20 protein-coding genes are annotated in these 20,803 nt (G+C 59.0%); 11 read left to right on the top strand and 9 right to left on the bottom strand.

What is annotated here, in order from left to right; all coding sequences use genetic code 11:
- Window positions 1-9 precede the first annotated feature (9 nt).
- The gene (ispD, locus tag Q0M74_RS01615) at window positions 10-765 is read left to right on the top strand and encodes a 2-C-methyl-D-erythritol 4-phosphate cytidylyltransferase (RefSeq protein WP_293951141.1); all 756 of its coding nucleotides are present in this window, start codon (window positions 10-12) and stop codon (window positions 763-765) included.
- On the top strand, window positions 758-1,252 hold the full coding sequence (ispF, locus tag Q0M74_RS01610) for a 2-C-methyl-D-erythritol 2,4-cyclodiphosphate synthase (protein WP_293951139.1): 495 nt from the start codon (window positions 758-760) through the stop codon (window positions 1,250-1,252). The genes ispD and ispF overlap by 8 nt, the downstream gene beginning before the upstream one ends.
- Here the strand turns inward: ispF and Q0M74_RS01605 are convergent.
- The 4 genes from Q0M74_RS01605 to Q0M74_RS01590 form a co-directional block, all read right to left on the bottom strand.
- On the bottom strand, window positions 1,249-2,058 hold the full coding sequence (locus Q0M74_RS01605) for an ABC transporter ATP-binding protein (RefSeq protein ID WP_293951137.1): 810 nt from the start codon (window positions 2,056-2,058) through the stop codon (window positions 1,249-1,251). The genes ispF and Q0M74_RS01605 overlap by 4 nt on opposite strands.
- The gene (locus Q0M74_RS01600; protein WP_293951135.1) at window positions 2,058-4,070 is read right to left on the bottom strand and encodes a dipeptide/oligopeptide/nickel ABC transporter permease/ATP-binding protein; all 2,013 of its coding nucleotides are present in this window, start codon (window positions 4,068-4,070) and stop codon (window positions 2,058-2,060) included. Before Q0M74_RS01600 ends, Q0M74_RS01605 begins: the two co-directional genes overlap by 1 nt.
- Window positions 4,070-5,035 (bottom strand): ABC transporter permease, encoded by a 966-nt coding sequence (locus Q0M74_RS01595; protein WP_293951133.1) that lies wholly within the window; start codon window positions 5,033-5,035, stop codon window positions 4,070-4,072. The genes Q0M74_RS01600 and Q0M74_RS01595 overlap by 1 nt, the downstream gene beginning before the upstream one ends.
- 159 nt (window positions 5,036-5,194) lie before the next feature.
- Entirely contained in the window at window positions 5,195-6,811 is a 1,617-nt protein-coding gene (locus Q0M74_RS01590; protein ID WP_293951131.1) for an ABC transporter substrate-binding protein, read from the bottom strand.
- A 357-nt stretch (window positions 6,812-7,168) separates the two neighbouring features.
- Between Q0M74_RS01590 and Q0M74_RS01585 the strand changes: the two genes are divergently transcribed.
- The 3 genes from Q0M74_RS01585 to Q0M74_RS01575 are packed head-to-tail and all read left to right on the top strand — an operon-like array spanning window position 7,169 to window position 8,415.
- Window positions 7,169-7,888 carry a FadR/GntR family transcriptional regulator gene (locus Q0M74_RS01585; protein ID WP_293951129.1) on the top strand — a complete coding sequence of 240 codons (720 nt, stop codon included), beginning with the start codon at window positions 7,169-7,171 and terminating at the stop codon, window positions 7,886-7,888.
- The gene (locus Q0M74_RS01580) at window positions 7,869-8,240 is read left to right on the top strand and encodes a fibronectin type III domain-containing protein (protein WP_293951126.1); all 372 of its coding nucleotides are present in this window, start codon (window positions 7,869-7,871) and stop codon (window positions 8,238-8,240) included. Before Q0M74_RS01585 ends, Q0M74_RS01580 begins: the two co-directional genes overlap by 20 nt.
- A complete protein-coding gene (locus Q0M74_RS01575; protein WP_293951124.1) occupies window positions 8,212-8,415 on the top strand; it encodes a hypothetical protein in 204 nt (67 codons plus the stop codon). Before Q0M74_RS01580 ends, Q0M74_RS01575 begins: the two co-directional genes overlap by 29 nt.
- Window positions 8,416-8,493: 78 nt before the next feature.
- Here Q0M74_RS01575 and Q0M74_RS01570 read toward each other — a convergent pair whose 3' ends face one another.
- Genes Q0M74_RS01570 through Q0M74_RS01560 form a run of 3 tightly spaced genes read right to left on the bottom strand, consistent with a single transcriptional unit; the run spans window position 8,494 to window position 11,099 of the window.
- Window positions 8,494-9,201, bottom strand: a complete 708-nt coding sequence (locus Q0M74_RS01570; RefSeq protein WP_293951122.1) for an N-acetylmannosamine-6-phosphate 2-epimerase — start codon at window positions 9,199-9,201, stop codon at window positions 8,494-8,496.
- Between the two features lie 27 nt (window positions 9,202-9,228).
- A complete protein-coding gene (locus tag Q0M74_RS01565) occupies window positions 9,229-10,146 on the bottom strand; it encodes an ROK family protein (RefSeq protein ID WP_293951120.1) in 918 nt (305 codons plus the stop codon).
- A gap of 14 nt (window positions 10,147-10,160) precedes the next feature.
- The gene (locus Q0M74_RS01560; protein ID WP_293951118.1) at window positions 10,161-11,099 is read right to left on the bottom strand and encodes a dihydrodipicolinate synthase family protein; all 939 of its coding nucleotides are present in this window, start codon (window positions 11,097-11,099) and stop codon (window positions 10,161-10,163) included.
- Between the two features lie 144 nt (window positions 11,100-11,243).
- On the opposite strand from Q0M74_RS01560, the gene Q0M74_RS01555 reads away from it, so the two are divergent.
- From Q0M74_RS01555 to rlmB, 6 genes are all read left to right on the top strand, one after another.
- Window positions 11,244-12,362: an N-acetylglucosamine-6-phosphate deacetylase gene (locus Q0M74_RS01555; protein WP_293951116.1), complete on the top strand. Its 1,119-nt coding sequence runs from the start codon at window positions 11,244-11,246 to the stop codon at window positions 12,360-12,362.
- Window positions 12,363-12,393: 31 nt separating this feature from the next.
- Window positions 12,394-13,155: a glucosamine-6-phosphate deaminase gene (locus tag Q0M74_RS01550; RefSeq protein WP_293951114.1), complete on the top strand. Its 762-nt coding sequence runs from the start codon at window positions 12,394-12,396 to the stop codon at window positions 13,153-13,155.
- Between the two features lie 17 nt (window positions 13,156-13,172).
- Window positions 13,173-14,474: a sucrose-6-phosphate hydrolase gene (scrB, locus tag Q0M74_RS01545; RefSeq protein ID WP_293951112.1), complete on the top strand. Its 1,302-nt coding sequence runs from the start codon at window positions 13,173-13,175 to the stop codon at window positions 14,472-14,474.
- Window positions 14,475-14,624: 150 nt separating this feature from the next.
- The gene (locus Q0M74_RS01540) at window positions 14,625-16,610 is read left to right on the top strand and encodes a sucrose-specific PTS transporter subunit IIBC (protein WP_059289832.1); all 1,986 of its coding nucleotides are present in this window, start codon (window positions 14,625-14,627) and stop codon (window positions 16,608-16,610) included.
- A 42-nt stretch (window positions 16,611-16,652) separates the two neighbouring features.
- Window positions 16,653-18,032 carry a cysteine--tRNA ligase gene (cysS, locus tag Q0M74_RS01535; RefSeq protein WP_293951110.1) on the top strand — a complete coding sequence of 460 codons (1,380 nt, stop codon included), beginning with the start codon at window positions 16,653-16,655 and terminating at the stop codon, window positions 18,030-18,032.
- Between the two features lie 34 nt (window positions 18,033-18,066).
- Window positions 18,067-19,008: a 23S rRNA (guanosine(2251)-2'-O)-methyltransferase RlmB gene (gene rlmB, locus Q0M74_RS01530; protein ID WP_293951108.1), complete on the top strand. Its 942-nt coding sequence runs from the start codon at window positions 18,067-18,069 to the stop codon at window positions 19,006-19,008.
- Between the two features lie 86 nt (window positions 19,009-19,094).
- Here rlmB and Q0M74_RS01525 read toward each other — a convergent pair whose 3' ends face one another.
- Both Q0M74_RS01525 and Q0M74_RS01520 read right to left on the bottom strand, forming a co-directional pair.
- On the bottom strand, window positions 19,095-19,979 hold the full coding sequence (locus Q0M74_RS01525; protein ID WP_293951106.1) for a metal ABC transporter permease: 885 nt from the start codon (window positions 19,977-19,979) through the stop codon (window positions 19,095-19,097).
- Entirely contained in the window at window positions 19,976-20,674 is a 699-nt protein-coding gene (locus tag Q0M74_RS01520) for a metal ABC transporter ATP-binding protein (RefSeq protein WP_293951104.1), read from the bottom strand. The genes Q0M74_RS01525 and Q0M74_RS01520 overlap by 4 nt, the downstream gene beginning before the upstream one ends.
- Window positions 20,675-20,803: the final 129 nt, after the last annotated feature.

Here is a 20,803-nt window from a genome sequence, read left to right as displayed (position 1 = left end):
TCTTAAGCGTTGGCTTCTGAAAAACGTCTACCGGTGGTGGCTCTTTTAGCCGCTGCCGGTCGTGGCACCCGCCTCGGGGGGCCAATCCCCAAGGCTTTTGTTACGCTTCGTGGCCGTTCCCTGGTGGAGCGTTCCCTGCGTGCGATGCTCACCTCCGAGGTTGTGGATGAGATCATCATCCTGGTCAGCCCGGATATGGAGGATTATGCCCGCGAGCTCCTCGGTAAACGCGGACTCATCGATGATCCGGAAGGCGTGACTGTGCGTCTGGTCCACGGTGGTGGCGAGCGTGCCGATTCCGTGTGGGCAGGTCTGCAGGCCATTGATCATGATGATGCGATTGTGCTCATCCATGACAGTGCCCGTGCGTTGACCCCACCGGGGATGATTGCGCGCGTGACCCGCACTGTGATGGAAGGTGCCCCGGCTGTCATTCCTGTGATGCCGGTGGCCGACACCATCAAACGTGTCAGTGACTCACTAGTGGTGGACACCCCGAACCGTGCTGATCTCCGCGCCGTGCAGACTCCACAGGGCTTCCTGTTGTCTGAACTGCGCGCAGCCAATGAGAAGTTCTTCGCTACCCCTGATCCTGGTTTCATCCCCACCGATGATGCCAGCCTGATGGAGTGGTACGGCACGGATGTGACCTGCGTGCAGGGCGATCCCATGGCCTTCAAGGTGACCACCCCGATCGATATGATGCTTGCCCAGCGGATCACCGATGAGGCAGAACCCACGATTTTTGAGGTACCAGGTGACTAACCCGATGACCATCATCCCCCGCGTAGGTATTGCTTCTGACGCCCACCAGATCGAAGCCGGCAAGCCCTGCTGGATTGCCTGCCTGCTTTTCGACGGCGCCGATGGCTGCGAAGGCCACTCCGATGGCGACGTGGTCGCCCACGCCATCGTCGATGCGCTTCTGTCTGCTTCCGGCCTGGGGGATCTTGGTTCCTTCGTGGGCGTGGGGCGTCCAGAATATGACGGTGTCTCCGGCACTCAGCTGTTGAAGGAGGTCCGTGAACTCCTGGAGGACAAGGGCTTTGTCATCGGCAATGTAGCGGCCCAGCTGGTGGGTCAGACCCCGAAGTTCGGACCACGGCGTGAAGAAGCCCAGCAGGTGATCTCTGAGATCATCGGGGCACCCTGCTCACTGTCTGCCACCACCACAGACCACATGGGTTTCACCGGCCGTGGTGAGGGCCGCGCGGCGTTGGCCACCGCGGTGGTCTGGACGTCGCACAGCTAGCTCAGCAATGAAGGTGTTGCTGAGAGCAAGGTTCGGGTGTACTCATGCTGGGCGTTGTTGAAGATTTCTTCCGTGATGTTCTGTTCGATGATCTCCCCCTTGAGCATTACCGCCATACGGTCAGAGACATAACGCACGGTGTTGATGTCATGGGAGATGAACACCAGACCCAGTCCGAATTCAGCCTTGAGATCAAGCAGCAGGTTGAGCACCTGCGCACGCACTGACACATCAAGTGCAGAGGTCGGCTCATCAGCGATGATGAGATCAGGGTTCAGCGTCAATGCGCGGGCAATGGCGACGCGCTGACGCTGACCACCGGAAACCTGCCGGGGCAGCACCTCCAGCGCGGACTGGGGCAGGCCCACCATGTTGACCAGATCAGAGATCCACTTGTTGCGGGAGGCGTCCGTGCCCACCCCGTGGATCTTGAGCGGATCAAGTAGCTGCTCGCGCACCGTCATGCGGGGGTTGAGGGAGGTCGCCGGATCCTGGAACACCACGGAGATGGACTTACCGATCTCCTTGCGGTTACCACGCGCACGCAGGGGCTTGCCCTTGAACAGCACCTCACCGGAGGACACCGCCTGAAGGCCCACCATCACGCGTGCCAGCGTGGACTTGCCACAGCCGGACTCACCGACGATACCCACAACCTCATTGCGGTAGGCCTTGAAGTCAATGTTTCTATTGGCATGCACGGTATCCGGGCGAAAGAGTTTCCCGGCGCGGGTCTTGTGGATGACGGTGGTGTCTTTGAGTTCAATGACAGGGACATCCACATCAGGGACTGGTGGGATATGCATTATTGTGTGGCCCCCTTCTGGGCGAGGAGATCATCGGTGGCAGCGAAGGCATGTTCGGTGCCTGGAATCGGACGCAGGGTGGGTTTTTGATCCAGTCCCAGGGTGGGGTGATTGGATCGTGGTGCGAAACGGTCACCGGCAACATATTCCTTCGGCGATGGCACGGTGCCGGGGATCTGGTAGAGACGGTCCACTCCGGCTTCGATGGAAAGCACGGACCCCAGCAGGCCACGGGTGTATTCATGCCGTGGGTCGGTGAGAATTTCAGTGGTGTTGCCCTGTTCGACCACTTGGCCTGCGTACATGACGGTGAGTTTGTGAACCAGTTGGGCCACCAGTGCCAGGTCGTGGGAGACAAACACCATGGCGAAGCCGAGCTTTTCACGCAGTTCATTGAGCAGATCCACAACCTGCTGCTGGACGGTGACGTCCAGGGCGGTGGTGGGTTCATCGGCAATCAGCAGGCGTGGGTTACGGGTCAGTGCCATGGCGATCAGGACACGCTGGCGCTGCCCACCGGAGAGTTCATGGGGATAGGAACGCAGGGTGCGCACCGGATCCAGTCCGACCAGTTCGAGGAGTTCCTCCGCACTGCGCTTTCCACCACGTTTGGTCAGCTGGCCCATTTGGGCACGGATCAGCATGGAGGGGTTCAGTGCGGAAAGTGCATCCTGGTAGATCATGGCGATTTCATGACCACGCAGGGCATTGAGTTCTTCCGGTTTGAGGGTGAGCAGGTTCTTGCCGTCATAGAGGATTTCACCTTCGATCTTGGCGGTGGCTGGCAGCAGTCCCATGATGGACATTGCGGTGATGGACTTGCCACAGCCGGATTCGCCGACCAGTCCCATGGTCTGGCCCGGTGCGATGGTGAAGTTCACACCATCGACGATGGCCACCTCACCGTGGGCGTTGGGGAAGGAGATCTTGAGGTCGCGGACCTCAATCAAGGGGGTTTCATCGCCCGCGAAGACCATACGGTTATCGGTGCGGTATTCGCTGTCTGCCAGCGCTTCGAGGGATTCCGCCAGTGCTGCGTTGGCCTGTTCACGGGAGGTCTGGCCCAGCACAATGGGGGCGTCTGCATCCTGGGCCTTGTCTGCTGCAAGGTCTTCGGTGGTCTCCTTCTTCAGGGACTCCGGCACCGGCTTGGCCTTGGGACTGGCCAGGGTATCGGTCATGCCTTCGGAGAGGATGTTGAGGGAGAGCACGGTCAGCAGGATCATGAAGCCGGGGAAGAAGGTGGGCCACCAGGCACCAGACAGCAGCAGTGCCTTGCCATCGGCGAGGATGTTGCCCCAGGACGGTGATGGTGGTTTCACACCGGCGTTGATGAAGGACAGGGAGGCTTCAAACACGATGGCATCGGCGACCAGGACGGTGGCGAACACCAGGATCGGAGCCATGCAGTTTCGGGCCACGTGTTTGATCAGGATGTGGGTGGTGGAAGCACCGACCACACGCGATGCGTTGACATAGTCCTCGCTGTACTGGGAGAGGATGTTGGCACGGACCACCCTGGCCAGCTGTGGGACATAGAGGAAGGCGATGGCAAAGACGATGATGGACACTGAGTTGCCGAACACCGCCACGAAGACCGCTGCCAGTGCGATGCCGGGGAAGGACATGACGACATCCAGGATGCGCATGAGGACTTCAGAGATGACCTTGTTCGCAGTGGCCGCAATTGAGCCGAGGACTGCGGCACACAGCAGTGCGATGCCGGTGGCGAACAGTCCGATGATCAGGGAAGCACGTGCGCCATGGGCCACACGGGAGAAGATGTCACGACCGATCGCATCGGTGCCAAACCAATGCTCACCATTGGGTGGCTGTACCGGAGTGCCGGAGGCCAGGGGATCGAACTTGGTGATCAGCGGTGCAAACACCGCCGCGGCCACGATGAGGAGAAGGAACCCGAAGGCAATCCGGGAGGGGATGGGCAGGGAACAGAAACCGCCGAGTCGGGCGCCCGGGTTGCTTTCCAACTTGGTGGTGAGTTTGCGGCGCATCAGATGCTCCTGATCCGGGGATTAACGAGGACATAGAGAAGGTCCACGATGATGTTGACGATGATGAAAGCAATGGCCACGGTGAGGGTGACGCCCTGGACCAGTGGTACGTCATTGCGGGTCACGCCATCGAGGATGAGCTGACCCATGGCCTGGATGTTGAAGATGATCTCAATGATCACGGCACCACCCATGAGATACCCCACACGCAGGCCCAACACCGTGATCGGGGTGATCAGGGCATTGCGCAAAACATTGCGGGAGATGACCTCAGCCTTCGGGATGCCGGCACCGATGGCGGTGCGGACATAGTCACGATCCAGTTCCTCCACCATGGAGGTGCGCACCACACGGGCCAGGGAACCTGCCACCGGAACAGCCAGGGCAAGCGCAGGTAATGCAATGTTGTTGAAATACACCGCGGGATCCTCACTGAAAGGAGTCCAACGGGTAACCAGCGCAGGGAAGAAACCCCAGGCACCCGGGATGGTTCCCAACCACTGGATAAGCAGAATCGCCAGCCAGAAGGATGGCGTTGCCAGCGCGGCAATCGAGGCCACGCGGATGAGCTGATCTGGCCAACGATCACGGAAGAGCGCTGCGAGGACACCCAGAATCAACGCTAGGACCACAGCAATCACCAGACCCCAGAACGTGAGCTGGATGGTGATCGGAAAAGCACGGGCCACCATGTCAGTCACCGCCACACCACCAGCAGAGGTACCCAGATCACCCTGGATCATCCCTAAGAGGAAGTTGGCATAACGCATCAGCAAGGGATCATTGAGACCATTAGCCTCACGGTAGGCCTCCAGAGCCGCCGGGGAGGCAGACTCACCCAGGGCCAGTCGCGCCGGGTCCGCCGGGGAGAAAGACATGACGAGGAAGACCAAGATGGTGACACCGATGATCATGATCGGCAAAGCAATCAGTCTTCGACCTACAAGTCTTAAGAGATTAGACATGGTGGGTATTCATACTTTCATTGGTCGGTGAAACGCGCGTATCGCCGGTGTGAAGGGGAGACTATGCGCCAGGGAGCAGGCTGGAGAGCATTTCAGCCCGGTGCGGCACAGATGGGAAGGCTGGCTGCGCCGGGCTGAGGGGTGTGCACTTTTTAGGGGTTATCTGCTGGTTGCCACGTTGACAAAGCTGAGACCGGTGAGGCTGATGGGCTGGAAGTCCACCAGTTCCTCGGGGTTCCAGGCGGTTGGTACCTTGCGGTGGAACAGTGGATAGAGGGGGACGTTGTCGGAGAGGGCGTCGAAGGTGCGGTTCCAGAGGTCTTGTTGTTCATCGGAGTCGGTGGAGCGGATGCCTTCTTCGAGCAGCTGTTGTATCTCGTCGTAGGATTCGGAGCCCTTCCAGTGCATGCGGGTGTCGGTCCAGACGTCGCCGGCGTACCACCAGCGCATGAGGAGGTCGGGGTCGTTGCCGAAGACGGAGGGATCACCGGGTGCGATTACCACGTCGAAGGAGTTTTCGTCGCCGTCGATGGTGTTGTAGACGTCAGCGGATTTACGTTCGGTGAAGTCGACCTCGATGCCGGCTGCGGCGAGGGATTCCTGGATCAGTGGGGTGCAGTTGCGGACCCAGTCGTGGTCGGTGCACAGCAGGCGCATGCTGGTGAGCCCGGTTTCTTCAAACAGGCTCTTGGCTTTGTCCAGGTCGAGAGAGTAGACGGTGGAGGCTTCGTTGTAGTTGGGGTGTTCCTTCTGCACAAAGGAGGTGGCGGCGGTGGCCTGGTCGGACATGCCAGTGGTGATGATCTTGTCCATGTCGAGGGAGTAGAGGAAGGCCTGGCGGTTGCGCAGGTCGTTGAAGGGGTTGGATTCGGAGAGGTTGAACATGGCGAACAGCAGTCCGAAGCCCTGGACGGATTCCACGTTGCTGGTGTCTTCCAGCTGGGGGATGGAGAGGTAAGGCACGGAGTCGATGGCCATGGTGTTGCCGGACTGGATGGAGTTGGTGCGGGTGGAGGCATCCGGGATGATCTGCCATTCCATGGTGGCGGCGCGCGCCGGGCGGGGGCCGGTGTAGTCATCATTGCGTTCGAATTTGACGATCTTGGAGGCACCACCGTTGTCGGTCATGATGTAGGCGCCGGTGCCGATGGGGTTGGTGTCGAATCCGGATGCGTCGGCTTCTACTGCGGCCTTGGGCACGATCTTGACCACTGCGATGCGTTCGGCAAGGACACCGGTGGCGTAGTCGAGGTCGAGGGTGACGGTGGTGTCGTCCTTCTTGTTCACGCTTTTGATGAAGGGGATGAAGGAGGCGTAGAGGGAGTTGTTGTTGGGGTCCAGGACGCGTTCGAAGGAGTAGACCACGTCGTCGGCGGTGACGGTCTCACCGTTGGAGAAGACTGCACCCTCGCGCAGGGTGATGTCCACGGAGGTTGCGTCGGTAGCGGGCATTTCGGAGGCAAGTGCTGCGTAGACCTCACCGGTGGCGGGGTCGATCTCAGTCAGGCCTTCCATGGTGTGCCAGTTGACAGCCACGGTGAGAGCTGCGGTGGTGGTCATCGGGTCATAGCCATTGGTGCCCAGTTCATAGGAGATGGCGGCGGTGATGGTGCCGGCGTCATTGGCGGAGCCAGATTCAGCGGTGCTGCCGGTGTTGCTGCCGGTGTCAGTGGAGGAGTCTGGTGCGCAGGCGGCCAGGGTGGCGCCGATGCCAGCGGCTGCTCCGAGGATGCCTGTGGCGCGGAGGAAGTTGCGGCGCGAAACAGTGGTGGTCATGTTGTGCGTCCTTTTCTTGAGGTGGTGACTGGGGTGGTCAGTGCAGGGGGAAGGTGGGAGAAGCTTGAGGGAGCTGAGGGGGATGATTGTGTACCATGACCCTCTCATTGGATAATGTGAGCGAGGTCATGATGTTGTGTGTAAGGTCAATATACATCAGACGTCTGATGTTCAGGAATGGTTTTTCTCAGGTTTCCTGAACATCAAATGAAATCCCACCCCCGTTATTGGGAGAAACTCCCCGTGGGCCTGGCTTTTCAGGGAGTGTTGGCGCACGTTATTTAGACTTAGCCTGGTAGTAGGCCCGCTAATGACGGCAGGGGCCTGATAACGGAAAAGAATTGTGAGGCATGGATCATGACCACTCCACGGAAGCCCGTGCGTACACGATCGACCACCCAGGACGCGGTCAGGGACATCAAGCGTTATATCCGGGACCGCGGGCTGCGCCCGGGGGATGTCCTCCCCTCCGAAACACTCCTGTGTGAGGAACTCGGCTGCTCCCGCTCCGCCATCCGAGAGGCAATCCGCGCGCTGGTCACTCTCGATATCGTTGAGGTCCGCCACGGCTATGGCACCTTCGTCTCTGAGATGTCGCTGGAACCACTGATCAACGGCATGGTGTTCAGGACGGTGCTCAACACGGATACCTCCCTGGAGAATCTGCTCCACGTGGTGGAAACCCGTGAGATCCTCGACCTCGCCCTGGCGGAGGAGCTGATTGAGACCTTCACCGAGGAGTCCCGCGGTGATTTGTTGTCCCTGGTGGACAAAATGAGCATGCACAATGGCAGGGATGAGCCCTTCGCTGCTGAGGACCAGGCCTTTCACGCCGCGTTGTTGGCGAAGATCCGCAACCCGCTGATCCGGGAGCTCAATGATGCGTTCTGGCGCATCCAGTCGGAATCCCAGCCCCTGCTCAACCTGCCGATGCCGGAGGACATCAACCAGACGATCGAGGCTCACCGCGAGATCGTCGATGCGCTTTCTAACGGTGACGGGGATGCTTATCGACGCGCGGTGACCAACCATTACGCACCCTTTCGCCGCATGATCGGTGAGAAGCTCGGCGACTGAGCTGGGATACCTGGCCCTCCAGGAAGTCACTGAACACACCAGCAAGGCCATAGCCACCGACCTGACCCCTGACACCCAGTACTATTTCCAGCTCGGTTCTGAAACTGAGGGTTTTTCTGACACCGGCTCCTTCCGCACTGGGGCAGAAGGTCTCACCCAGACCCAGTTCATCCACTACACCGATACCCAGAACGCCTATTGGAATGCCAACGTCACCAACGAAGCAGCCTACGGCGCCAACTGGATTGTGCTGATGCACCAACTCGGCCTCCTACCACGCGCTCCAGGACACCGATCACTGGAATGCTCTCTTCGCTGTTGCGGTGCAGCCGGAGGACTTCCCGAAGTTTGAGGATGTCCATGATAATTACCGCCAGTCAGAGACCCAGAGCTTCGCTGTCTGCACCTTCGATGAGCAGACCTTCAAGATCGACTTCTATCTCATTGAGGGCGACCTGCACGACGGTGAAGAGCGTACCGTCACCTTGCGTGATGCCTGTGGAAGCGCCAAGCAGCAGTCTTCTTAGCTGAAACGCAGAGAGCCACCGCGGACATATCTCCGCGGTGGCCCTCTGGGTCTTTTCTGTGGCTTGGTGTCGAACAGACTAGTCCAACAGGGACCCGAACTGCCTGGTGATGAATCCGGGGTCGGTGATGGCGGTGCCCACGATGATGGCGTCAGCGCCGATGAGTCGGCCATGCGCAACATCAGCCGGGGTGTGGAAACGTCCCTCGCCGATGAGGAAGGCATCCGGCACCAGTGCCCGAGCTTCCCGGAGGCAGTCGAAGTCGGGACCTTCGGTTTTCTCCCGGTGTTCGGTGTAGCCGGCCAGCGTGGTGGAGAGGAAGTCCGCACCGGCTTCGTGGGCTGCCATGATCTCCTCCGGTGTGGCGCAGTCTGCCATGATCAGCACACCACTGTCGTGGGCCACCACCACAAGTTCCTTGAAGGTCGACCCGTCAGGGCGGGGGCGGAAGGTGGCATCGGCACACACCACGGATGCCCCGGCCTCAGCGACGGCACGGACGGATTCGCGGGAGGGGGTGATGTAGACACCCTCGGTGCCCTCCTTGGTCAGGCCGAATACCGGCACTTCCACGCGGTTGACAATGGAGCTGATGTCCGCCACCCCGCCATAGCCACCGCAGCGGATCGCCGGGGCACCTCCGTCGACGCAGGCGGCGGCGACATGGGTGAGCGTGTGGGTGTCGCGCATGGCATGGCCATCGGGTGCCTGCACCGAGACAATCAACTGCCCACGCAGGGCCTGGTGGAGTGCTGCTCTTTTATCGTTGAAGGAGAGTTGGGGCATGGTGGTTTCCTCAGCTTGAAAATGCGTTTAGAAAGCGTGGTCGCGGGCGTACTGGGCTGCGGCGATGACTGCCGCATCAGGGCCGAGCTCTGTGGTGAGTATGTGGACACCACGGTTGGGGACAAGGGTGGTCTGGGAGATGCCCTCGCGGATGGGATCAAGGACGGGTGCACCGATACCGGACACACCACCGCCCACCACCACGGCAGCCAGGTCCAGGAGAGTTGTCAGTGCCCCGAGGGTACGGCCGAATCCTGTGAGATTCCCGGTGATGATCGTGCGGGCGAGTTCTTCTCCCGCATCCCATCGTTTCATGATGTCGTGGAGTGTGAGGTTGGTGTCGGCAGTTGAATTGTAGTACCGGGTGAGTCCGGTACCACTGGCTACATTCTCACACCGCACAGCTTTTCCTGCATGGTCTGCGCAGATGATCTCAGCGAATTCCCCCGCAGTGGAGGTGGAACCGGTCAGCAGTTGGCCCTCATCAATGATGGCGCCACCCACTCCGGTGCCCAGGGAAACGTAGAGCACCCGCCCGCTGAGAGCGTGGCGCAGACCGGCACCTAGGAGGTGTTCACCATAAGCCCACACGCGGACATCATTATGTGCCGCAAATGGAACATCGATGATGCTTTGCGTTAGTCCACGCAGGTCAGAGCCAGCCCACCCGGTGATGGTGTCACCGTTGTAGATGATCTCGCCTGCTGGGGCGCGCACCACCCCAGGTGCGCCCATGCCAACGCGTTGGATCTGGACGTTGAGGCGGGCGGCTTCCTGCAGGCCAGCCTCCAGTGCAGCCCGGGTCTGTTCCAGGGGGGACAGACCAGCGCCCTGCGTACTCACCCTGCCGGATCCCAGGGTGGTGTCCGGGGCGTCATCGGGGATGAGCGCGTGGGCGATCTTGGTTCCCCCGATGTCAAGGGCGAGGGTGCAGGTGCGTGGCATGGAAGCTACCTTCTCTAGGGCGTGACGTAGAACTTATCCACAATGCTATTGATGCGGGCGGTTTCCTCACCGGAGAGGCTCTGGTGAGGTGCACACATCACAGCGTTGGGGAACACACCCAGGTGGACAAGTGCGGTCTTGAAACCGCCCAGGCCTGCGGAGGATCCGGACATGCGGGACTGGTCGCCGACAAAGACGATGTGGAACAGGTGGTTGATACGCTTCTGCAGTTCCGCCGCCTCATCCCACCGACGTTCCGTGCACAGCTTGTGGAGTGCAGCGTAGTCGTGTGGGTTGACGTTGCCCAGACCTGGAACCACGCCATCGGCACCGGCCAGGTAGGCGAAGTCCACGGTGGTTTCGGAACCGGTGAGGATCTTGATCTGATCACGCAGCCCGGCATCATCACGGGCTTCGATGAGGCCACGGATGGCGCCGTCATTACCGGAGGAATCCTTCACACCCGAGATCACGCCGGCCTTGCCCAGGCGCAGCAGGAGATCGGTGTCCAGGTTCACGTGCACAGATACCGGAAGGTTGTAGGCGTAGAGCGGGAGTTGCGGTGCAGCCTGGTGGATGCGGGTGAAGTGCTCCTCGATCTCCAGGGGGTGGGTGCGGGTGTAGAAGGGGGCGGTTGCCACCAGCCCCTGGGCACCCATCTCGATGGCATCGGCGACGTGTTCCAGCACGCGTGGGGTGGTGGTGTCGATGACACCGACGATGACCGGGACCCGGCCAGCGGCATGGTCGGTGATGGTTCTGGTGACCACGCGACGTTGATCGCGGGTAAGGAAGGCCGCCTCGCTGGAGGAGCCGAGGGCGAAGAGGGCGTCAACGCCACCATCAATCAGGTGGTCGATCAGGATGCGCAGGGTATCGGTGTCCACGCTGCCGTCCTCGTGCAGGGGAGTGAGGACGGGCGGGATGACACCGGTGAAAGTCTGGGAGGTCATGGCGGGAAGGGGCTCCTAGGAAGTGGACATGGTAGACGTAGGACATCATACGTCCTAGTATGGGTTCTGGGAAGATTTTCTTTCCCCTTTTGACAGACTTCCCCTCACACCTGCATTCAAGAAGGGTGCAACATGGACAAACCCATGTCAGGAGAACTTCAGGGGTGGATCGTCACCCCGGACGGAGTGCTTGACGGCCACCTCAACTTCCAGGATGGCCACATCACCTCAGTCACCGGCACACCCGTGTCCGGAGAGGGCTTCAACCCCATCGGACCCACCATCGTCCCCGGGTTTGTGGACCTCCACAACCACGGCGGCTTCGGCGGCGCATTTCCCACCGGAACCTATGAACAGGCACGCCAAGCGGCACTCTTCCACCGCAGCAACGGCACCACCACCCTGTTGGCCAGCATGGTCTCAGCAGCACCCGATGCCCTGATCTCCCAGCTACACACACTCATCCCACTGTGCGAGGAAGGCCTGCTCCACGGATTCCACCTGGAAGGCCCCTATATCAACGCCTGCCGCTGTGGCGCCCAGAACCCGGAGTACATCTACCCCGGCAATCCGCAGGACTTCGCGGCCATCATCACCGCCGCCAACGGCTGGGTCCGCTCCATCACCCTGGCCCCGGAAACCGACAACCTGGAGGAAATGCTGGATCTGTGCGCCACCCACAACATCATCTGCTCCTTCGGGCACACCGACGCAGATTTTGAGCAGACACAGTCGGGCGTCGACAAGGCACTGGAACGTGGACTGACCGTCACCGCAACGCACCTGTTCAACGCCATGCCTCCGCTGCACCACCGCGCACCGGGTGCCGCAGGAGCCCTGCTGGCTGCGGCTGCGGCCTCCAAGGCCTATGTGGAGCTGGTTGCTGACGGCGTCCACCTGCATGACGGCATCGTCGACGGAGCGCGCACCAACGCGGTCTTTGTCACCGACGCCATGGAGGCCGCCGGAATGCCCGATGGCGATTATGCTCTGGGGCAATTGGATGTGGTGGTCAGTGGGGGCGTTGCCCGCCTGTACGATGGCACATTGGCCGGGGGTACAAGTACTCTGGCGCAACAGTTTTCCCGTCACGTGGCACGCGGCATGACGCTTATCGACGCCACCACCCACACCTCGTCCACACCAGCGCAAGTACTGGGGCTTTCTGACCTGGGGATTTTTTCGGGAGCTCCCCTGAATATTGTGGTTTTCGACTCAAGTGGCAAAATTAACCAAGTTTGGACCGACGGCCCGATAGTTTGATTAATAACACGATCTGAAAAGGACACTGAGAATGGACATCATTATTCGGGCGAACGCTCAAGAAGTAGGCAAGGCGGCAGCCGCTGTCATTGCACCTTTCGTTCAGCAGGGAAAGACCCTCGGCCTAGCCACCGGGTCCTCACCGCTGAGCACCTACAAGGAACTGATCCGCCTCTATGAGGCCGGCGAACTGTCCTTCAAGAACATCCAGGCCTTCCTGCTGGATGAATATGTCGGCCTGGACCGCGACGATGACAACAGTTATTTCAAGACCATTCGCAACGAGTTCACCGCACTCGTGGACTTCGAGGATGCCAATGTCCACAGCCCGGACAGCACTGACCCTGATCCATACCACGCGGTGGCGGAATACGAAGCCAAGATCATCGACGCCGGCGTCGCCATCCAGCTGCTCGGTGTGGGCGTGAACGGCCACATCGGTTTCAATGAGCCGACCTCCTCCCTGCAGGGACCCACCAAGGTCCAGGCACTGCACCCGCAGACCATCAAGGACAACGCCCGATTCTTCGACACCATCGAGGAAGTCCCCACCCACGCCATGACCCAGGGACTGGGCACCATCATGAGCGCCGAGAACATCGTCCTGGTGGCCACCGGTGCGTCCAAGGCAGTTGCCATCGCAGGCATCGTCGAAGGCCCGCTGACTGCTTCTTGCCCAGGTTCCATCCTGCAGATGCACAACAATGCCACCATCATCGTTGATGAAGCAGCAGCATCCAAGCTGGAAAACGCTGATCACTACCGTCTCATGGAGCAATTAAAGCTGCGCTAGAAACAAAAAGGAAAGTAGTGTGTGGGGCTATGCACACAGAACTTTCCAGTTTGCGCCCTGCGTACCATGTGACTCCTCCGCAGGGCAGGCTCAATGATCCCAACGGAATGTACGTCGATGGAGATACCCTCCACGTCTACTACCAGCACGATCCAGGTTTCCCCTTCGCACCAAAGCGCACCGGCTGGGCTCAGACCACCACGCCGTTGACCGGACCGCAGCGATTGCAGTGGACGCACCTGCCCGACGCTCTTTACCCGGATGCATCCTATGACCTGGATGGATGCTATTCCGGTGGAGCCGTATTTACTGACGGCACACTTAAACTTTTCTACACCGGCAACCTAAAAATTGACGGCAAGCGCCGCGCCACCCAAAACCTCGTCGAAGTCGAGGACCCAACTGGGCTGATGGGAGGCATTCATCGCCGTTCGCCTAAAAATCCGCTTATCGACGGACCCGCCAGCGGTTTCACACCCCATTACCGCGATCCCATGATCAGCCCTGATGGTGATGGTTGGAAAATGGTTCTTGGGGCTCAACGCGAAAACCTCACCGGTGCAGCGGTTCTATACCGCTCGACAGATCTTGAAAACTGGGAATTCTCCGGTGAAATCACCTTTGACCTCAGTGATGCACAACCTGGTTCTGCTCCTGATCTCGTTCCCGGTGGCTACATGTGGGAATGCCCCAACCTTTTTACGCTTCGCGATGAAGAAACTGGCGAAGATCTCGACGTGCTGATTTTCTGTCCACAAGGATTGGACCGAATCCACGATGAGGTTACTCACTACGCAAGCTCTGACCAGTGCGGATATGTCGTCGGCAAGCTTGAAGGAACGACCTTCCGCGTCTTGCGAGGATTCAGCGAGCTGGATTTCGGCCATGAATTCTACGCACCGCAGGTTGCAGTAAACGGTTCTGATGCCTGGCTCGTGGGCTGGATGGGGCTGCCCGCGCAGGATGATCACCCAACAGTTGCACAGGAAGGATGGGTGCATTGCCTGACTGTGCCCCGCAAGCTTCATTTGCGCAACCACGCGATCTATCAAGAGCTTCTTCTCCCAGAGGGGGAGTCGGGGGTAATCAGATCTGTATTAGGTTCTGAACCTGTCCGAGTAGACATCCGAGGCAATATTTCCCTCGAGTGGGATGGTGTCCGTTTGTCTGTGGATCGTGATGGTGATCGTCGCGTAGCTGAGGTAAAACCTGGCGAATTAGTGATCGCGGACGATAATACAGCCATTGAGATAACTGCAGGTGATGGACAGGTTTCATTCGCTTTCCGGGCCTTCAAAGGTGACACTATTGAGAGATAAGTCATAAAAAAGGGTCTTTTGTGGCGAATTGCACAAATACTTCGCAAAATCCCTTGATCGGACACAAATAAACAGGTTTAATGTTGTTTAGCTTTTGAACAAACATTCATGTCTGAATATTTTTGTTTCTTCCCGGTTAAGGAGAAATTCATGGACCATAAGGACCTCGCGCAACGCATCCTGCGCGACATTGGCGGCGAAGACAACATTGTCGCCGCCGCACACTGTGCAACGCGTTTACGCCTCGTGCTCAAAGACACCAAGGATGTGGATCGCCAAAGTCTGGATGATGATCCAGATCTGAAAGGCACGTTTGAAACGGGTGGTATGTTCCAGATCATCGTCGGGCCAGGCGATGTGGATCATGTTTTCAAAGAACTCGATGACGCAACCTCCAAAGACATCGCTGTGTCCACAGAGCAGCTCAAAGATGTTGTGGCTAACAACGCCAACTGGTTCAGCCGTGCTGTGAAGGTATTGGCGGACATTTTCGTCCCGCTGATTCCAATCTTGGTTGGTGGCGGTCTGCTCATGGCTATCAACAATGTGTTGGTTGCGCAGGATCTGTTCGGTCCGCAATCACTGGTGGAGATGTTCCCTCAGATCAGCGGTGTTGCTGAGATGATCAACCTCATGGCATCTGCGCCGTTCGCGTTCTTGCCAGTGTTGGTTGGTTTCACCGCAACCAAGCGTTTCGGTGGCAATGAGTTCCTGGGCGCCGGCATTGGTATGGCGATGGTGTTCCCAACCCTGGTTAACGGCTACGACGTGGCCGCCACCATGGCTGCGGGCGAAATGCCTATGTGGTCCCTGTTTGGTTTAGATGTTGCCCAAGCCGGTTACCAGGGCACCGTGCTTCCTGTGCTGGTGGTTTCTTGGATTCTGGCAACGATCGAAAAGTTCTTGCACAAGCGACTCAAGGGCACTGCAGACTTCCTGATCACTCCAGTGCTGACGTTGCTGCTCACCGGATTCCTTACATTCATCGCCATTGGCCCAGCAATGCGCTGGGTGGGCGATGTGCTGGCACACGGTCTACAGGGACTTTATGATTTCGGTGGTCCAGTCGGCGGTCTGCTCTTCGGTCTGGTCTACTCACCAATCGTCATCACTGGTCTGCACCAGTCCTTCCCGCCAATTGAGCTGGAGCTGTTTAACCAGGGTGGATCCTTCATCTTCGCAACGGCATCTATGGCTAACATCGCCCAGGGTGCGGCATGTTTGGCAGTGTTCTTCCTGGCGAAGAGTGAAAAGCTCAAGGGCCTTGCAGGTGCTTCAGGTGTCTCCGCTGTTCTTGGTATTACGGAGCCTGCGATCTTCGGTGTGAACCTTCGCCTGCGCTGGCCGTTCTTCATCGGTATCGGTACCGCAGCTATCGGTGGCGCTTTGATTGCACTCTTTAATATCAAGGCAGTTGCGTTGGGCGCTGCAGGTTTCTTGGGTGTTGTCTCTATTGATGCCCCAGATATGGTCATGTTCTTGGTGTGTGCAGTTGTTACCTTCTTCATCGCATTCGGCGCAGCGATTGCTTATGGCCTTTACTTGGTTCGCCGCAACGGCAGCATTGATCCAGATGCAACCGCTGCTCCAGTGCCTGCAGGAACGACCAAAGCCGAAGCAGAAGCACCCGCAGAATTTTCAAACGATTCCACCATCATCCAGGCACCTTTGACCGGTGAAGCTATTGCACTGAGCAGCGTCAGCGATGCCATGTTTGCCAGCGGAAAGCTTGGCTCGGGCGTTGCCATCGTCCCAACCAAGGGGCAGTTAGTTTCTCCGGTGAGTGGAAAGATTGTGGTGGCATTCCCATCTGGCCATGCTTTCGCAGTTCGCACCAAGGCTGAGGATGGTTCCAATGTGGATATCTTGATGCACATTGGTTTCGACACAGTAAACCTCAACGGCACGCACTTTAACTCGCTGAAAAAGCAAGGCGATGAAGTCCAAGCAGGTGAGCTGCTGTGTGAATTCGATATCGATGCCATCAAGGCTGCAGGTTATGAGGTAACCACGCCGATTGTTGTCTCCAATTACAAGAAAACCGGACCTGTCAATACTTATGGTTTGGGTGAAATTGAAGCGGGAGCCAACCTTCTTAACGTTGCAATTAAAGAAACAGTGCCTGCTACACCTTAAGTTGAATCCTTGCGTGTTCGTACACAGGTTAGACTAGGGGACGTGACTCTACGCATCTTTGACACCGGTACCCGTACGCTTCGAGAATTTCAGCCTGTTCAACCAGGTCATGCCTCGGTGTACCTGTGTGGTGCGACCCCACAGGCACAGCCACACATCGGCCATGTCCGCTCCGGCGTGGCCTTTGACATCCTGCGCCGCTGGCTCATGTCCAAAGGCCTGGACGTGGCTTTTGTCCGTAATGTCACCGATATCGATGACAAGATCCTCACCAAGGCCGCCGAGAACGGACGCCCCTGGTGGGAATGGGTCTCCACCTATGAACGGGAATTCACCTGGGCTTATGAAACCCTCGGTGTGCTCCCACCCAGTGTGGAACCCCGTGCCACCGGACACGTCACCCAGATGGTCCGGTACATGGAGCGCCTGATCGACAACGGCTTCGCCTATGAAGTCGAGGGCTCCGTTTACTTCGACGTTGACGCCTGGTCCAAGGCCGAGGGCTCTGATTATGGATCGTTGTCCGGTAACCGTGTCGAGGAGATGGAACAGGGCGAAACCGACAACTTCGGCAAACGTGGCCCCCAGGACTTCGCTTTATGGAAGGCCGCCAAGCCGGGCGAACCGAACTGGCCCACCCCCTGGGGTGCGGGACGCCCCGGCTGGCACCTTGAGTGCTCAGCCATGGCTACCTACTACCTGGGCGCGGAGTTTGATATCCACTGCGGTGGACTGGACCTGCAGTTCCCACACCATGAAAATGAGATCGCCCAGGCACACGCCGCTGGCGATGACTTCGCCCAGTATTGGATGCACAACCACTGGGTGACCATGGCAGGGGAGAAGATGTCCAAATCCCTGGGCAATGTTCTCTCCGTGCCGAAGATGCTGGAAAGTGTGCGTCCGGTGGAGCTGCGCTACTACCTCGGATCCGCGCACTACCGCTCCGTTCTGGAGTACTCCGAGGGAGCACTGTCGGAGGCGGCAGCCGGCTACAGGCGCATCGAAGCCTTCCTGGAGCGCGTGGGTGCGGTCGAGGTTGGCGAGTGGACCGCTGATTTTGAAGCTGCCATGGATGAAGACCTGGCAGTGCCCAAGGCACTCGCAGAAATCCACAATGCAGTGCGTGAAGGTAACAGTGCACTGGCCAATGGGGATATGGAAACAGCACAGCGCATCGCCGGTACCGTTCGCGCGATGACCGGTGTTTTAGGCTTCGACCCACAGCTCTGGGCCACAGACTCCGATGATGGCGCAGCACTCGAGGCATTAGACGTGCTGGTCAACGCTGAATTAGAACGACGTGCGCAGGCACGCGAGGAAAAGAACTGGGCTGTCGCCGATGAAGTGCGCGACCGTCTGGCAGCTGCAGGAATCGATGTGGTAGACACCGCTGATGGCGTGTCTTGGAAACTGCAGTAGAGTGGGAGACTTCTAGGAAGGGAATTTTTTCACAATGGCAGGAAATGACGGCCGCCACGGCGGTGTCCGCAAGACAAACAAGAAGGGTGCCCAGAAGGGCAGCGGTGGAGAAGTCCAACGTGGCCTCCGCGGCAAAGGCCCAACCCCCAAGGCAGAAGACCGTGTCTATCACGCGGCACACAAGCGCAAGCTGGAACGTCAGCGTCGTGATAAGGGCCGTCACCAGCGTGAACAGACTGAAATTGTTGTCGGCCGCAACCCAGTTCTGGAGTGCCTGAAGGCTAAGGTCCCGGCAACCGCGCTCTATGTTGCGGAAGGCACCTCCAATGATGAGCGTCTGAGCGAAGCCGTCCACCTGGCTGCCAACCGTGCACTTCCGGTGCTCGAGGTGAATAAGCTGGAACTGGATCGTATGACCGGTAACGGCATGCACCAGGGCATCGGCCTGGCCATCCCACCATTTGAATATGCAGATCTGCATGATCTCATCGCAGATGCTGCGGCCCTGCCCAAGCCAGGTATGTTCGTCATCCTTGACAACATCACCGATCCACGCAACCTCGGCGCGGTCATCCGCTCCGTGGGTGCCTTCGGTGGCAACGGTGTCATCATCCCGGAGCGTCGTTCCGCATCCGTGACCGCAGTGGCATGGCGTACCTCCGCAGGTACCGCAGCGCGTGTGCCGGTGGCCAAGGAAACCAACATGAACCGCACCATCAAGGAATTCCAGAAGAACGGCTACCAGATCGTTGGTCTGGATGCCGGTGGCGATCACACCCTGGACACCTACGACGGCACCGACAATGTTGTCATCGTCGTTGGTTCAGAGGGTAAGGGTATCTCCCGTCTGGTCAAGGAAAATTGCGACACCATCATGTCCATCCCCACTGAAGGCTGGGTGGAATCACTCAACGCCTCTGTCGCGGCCGGCGTGGTGCTGTCAGAGTTCGCCCGTCAGCGTCGCCTGAAGGGCTAGTTGTCAAGACTGTGCCAACAGATGAACCCTGGGTGTCCATGATGTGGACAGCCAGGGTTTATCTCTGCGCTGGATAAACCGGTGTTTTAGTGATGATGGTCCGTGTGTAGGAGTCGACGCCTGTAGGCGTCCTCATCACGCTGGGCGCCCCGCCCACGGAGCCACCCCAGTAACCTGCACACCAGGTAGATGATGAAGGAAATGGTGGTGACGAAAACACTTACCGGAAGGCCCGGGGCGAGGGAAATGACAAGACCACCGACTGCTGAAACCAGGGCGAAGATCACAGAGAACACCACCGCCAGGACAGGGTTGGCGGTGATCTGGACAGCTGCTGCACCAGGGACAATCAGCAGGGCCATCACCAGCAGCGCGCCCACAATCTGAACGGACTGTGAGGTGGTCAGACCCACCATGATGGCAAAGCCGATGGCGATCATGCGGATATTGAGTCCGGATGCCTGGGCCAGCAGCGGATCAGCGGAGGCGAACATCAGGGGGCGCCAGAAGAGGATCACGGCACCAACGACCACCACGGTCACCGCCACCAGGATCCACAAGGAAGCTGAGGATACTCCCACGATCTGCCCTGTGAGCAGGGAGAATGCGGTGGAGCTGCGCCCGGGATACAGGTGAATGAAGAGCACTGCCAGGCCGAGCCCGAAACTCATCACCACACCCACGGCACTGTCCTGGTTTTTCATGCCCAGTACCGCGAGCATGATGGCTGCCACGATGGATCCGATCACTGCGCCACCGCCGACATTCAGCCCGAAGAGTAGTGCGGCGGATGCGCCCATGAGGGCAAGCTCTGCGGTGCCGTGGACGGAGAAGGACATCTGCCGCACCACGATCAGCGGGGCCATCACTCCGGAGAGCAGCCCAAGCAGGGCTGCTGCGATGAGGGCATGCTGAACAAAGCCGACGGACAGCAGGTACTGGGTATCGGTGAGCCAGGCTTCCATGGTCAAACCACCACGATTCGGTTATCGACGCGGACCACGGTGACGGGGGCGTCGTAGAGTTCTGAGAGTCGGTCGGACTGCATGACCTCATCAACGGTACCGATGGTGTGTCCATGCGGGGCCAGGTAGAGAATCCGATCCACCAGCCTGATCAGGGGATTGATGTCATGGGTGACAATGATCTGACCGATCCCCTCGGCACGAAGCTCACCGAGCAGCCCGACGGTGCGCTGCTGGATGCCGGGATCGAGGCTGAGCAGTGGTTCGTCGGCAAGCAGCACCTCCGGCCGTGTGGCCAGGGCCTGGGCCTGACGGATCAGCTGCTGCTGGCCGCCGGAAAGCTCACCCACCCGGCGATCAGCCAGGCCGGTGGCACCGACGCGTTCCAAGAGCTTGTCGACGTCCCCCTTGGCCGCCCGACGCTTCTTGAACACCCCATGCGCAGAGGCGAGGGAGACAAGATCGCGTGATCTCAAGGGCAGGTCCCGCGGGAACATCCGCTGCTGGGGGATGAAACCGATCCGGGCCTTGGTTTCCACTGAGCCGTGTGTGAGTTTGCGGGTGCCCAGAATTGTGCCCAGGAGGGTGGATTTTCCCACCCCGTTGGGGCCCAGGACAGCGATCATCTCACCCCGACGGAGCCCGAGATTGAGGTCCTTCCACAGGGGATCCACCGCGGCATCGGTGAAATTCAATAGCATTGTGTTGATTCTAGCGGCCAGCCTGCTCAAGGTCGGTGACAGCGGTGGTGAAGGTGTCGAGGAACTTTCCATCCACCTCAGGGGTTTCAGCAATCTCCACGACTGGAATGTCAGTCTCCAGTGCCAGGT

The sequence above is a fragment of the uncultured Corynebacterium sp. genome (assembly GCF_945649885.1).
Classification (GTDB): Bacteria; Actinomycetota; Actinomycetes; order Mycobacteriales; family Mycobacteriaceae; genus Corynebacterium.
The sequence above is the reverse complement of the archived record's forward strand: the minus strand, read 5'-3'. Positions and strand labels throughout refer to the sequence as shown.

Bases quoted from the DNA above. Each gene is read 5' to 3' on its own strand.
- Q0M74_RS01605 (WP_293951137.1), bottom strand. From the start codon at position 2,058: ATGCATATCCCACCAGTCCCTGATGTGGATGTCCCTGTCATTGAACTC.
- Q0M74_RS01600 (WP_293951135.1), bottom strand. From the start codon at position 4,070: ATGCGCCGCAAACTCACCACCAAGTTGGAAAGCAACCCGGGCGCCCGA.
- Q0M74_RS01595 (WP_293951133.1), bottom strand. From the start codon at position 5,035: ATGTCTAATCTCTTAAGACTTGTAGGTCGAAGACTGATTGCTTTGCCG.
- Q0M74_RS01590 (WP_293951131.1), bottom strand. From the start codon at position 6,811: ATGACCACCACTGTTTCGCGCCGCAACTTCCTCCGCGCCACAGGCATC.
- Q0M74_RS01585 (WP_293951129.1), top strand. From the start codon at position 7,169: ATGACCACTCCACGGAAGCCCGTGCGTACACGATCGACCACCCAGGAC.
- Q0M74_RS01570 (WP_293951122.1), bottom strand. From the start codon at position 9,201: ATGCCCCAACTCTCCTTCAACGATAAAAGAGCAGCACTCCACCAGGCC.
- Q0M74_RS01565 (WP_293951120.1), bottom strand. From the start codon at position 10,146: ATGCCACGCACCTGCACCCTCGCCCTTGACATCGGGGGAACCAAGATC.
- Q0M74_RS01560 (WP_293951118.1), bottom strand. From the start codon at position 11,099: ATGACCTCCCAGACTTTCACCGGTGTCATCCCGCCCGTCCTCACTCCC.
- Q0M74_RS01555 (WP_293951116.1), top strand. From the start codon at position 11,244: ATGTCAGGAGAACTTCAGGGGTGGATCGTCACCCCGGACGGAGTGCTT.
- Q0M74_RS01550 (WP_293951114.1), top strand. From the start codon at position 12,394: ATGGACATCATTATTCGGGCGAACGCTCAAGAAGTAGGCAAGGCGGCA.
- Q0M74_RS01540 (WP_059289832.1), top strand. From the start codon at position 14,625: ATGGACCATAAGGACCTCGCGCAACGCATCCTGCGCGACATTGGCGGC.
- rlmB (WP_293951108.1), top strand. From the start codon at position 18,067: ATGGCAGGAAATGACGGCCGCCACGGCGGTGTCCGCAAGACAAACAAG.
- Q0M74_RS01520 (WP_293951104.1), bottom strand. From the start codon at position 20,674: ATGCTATTGAATTTCACCGATGCCGCGGTGGATCCCCTGTGGAAGGAC.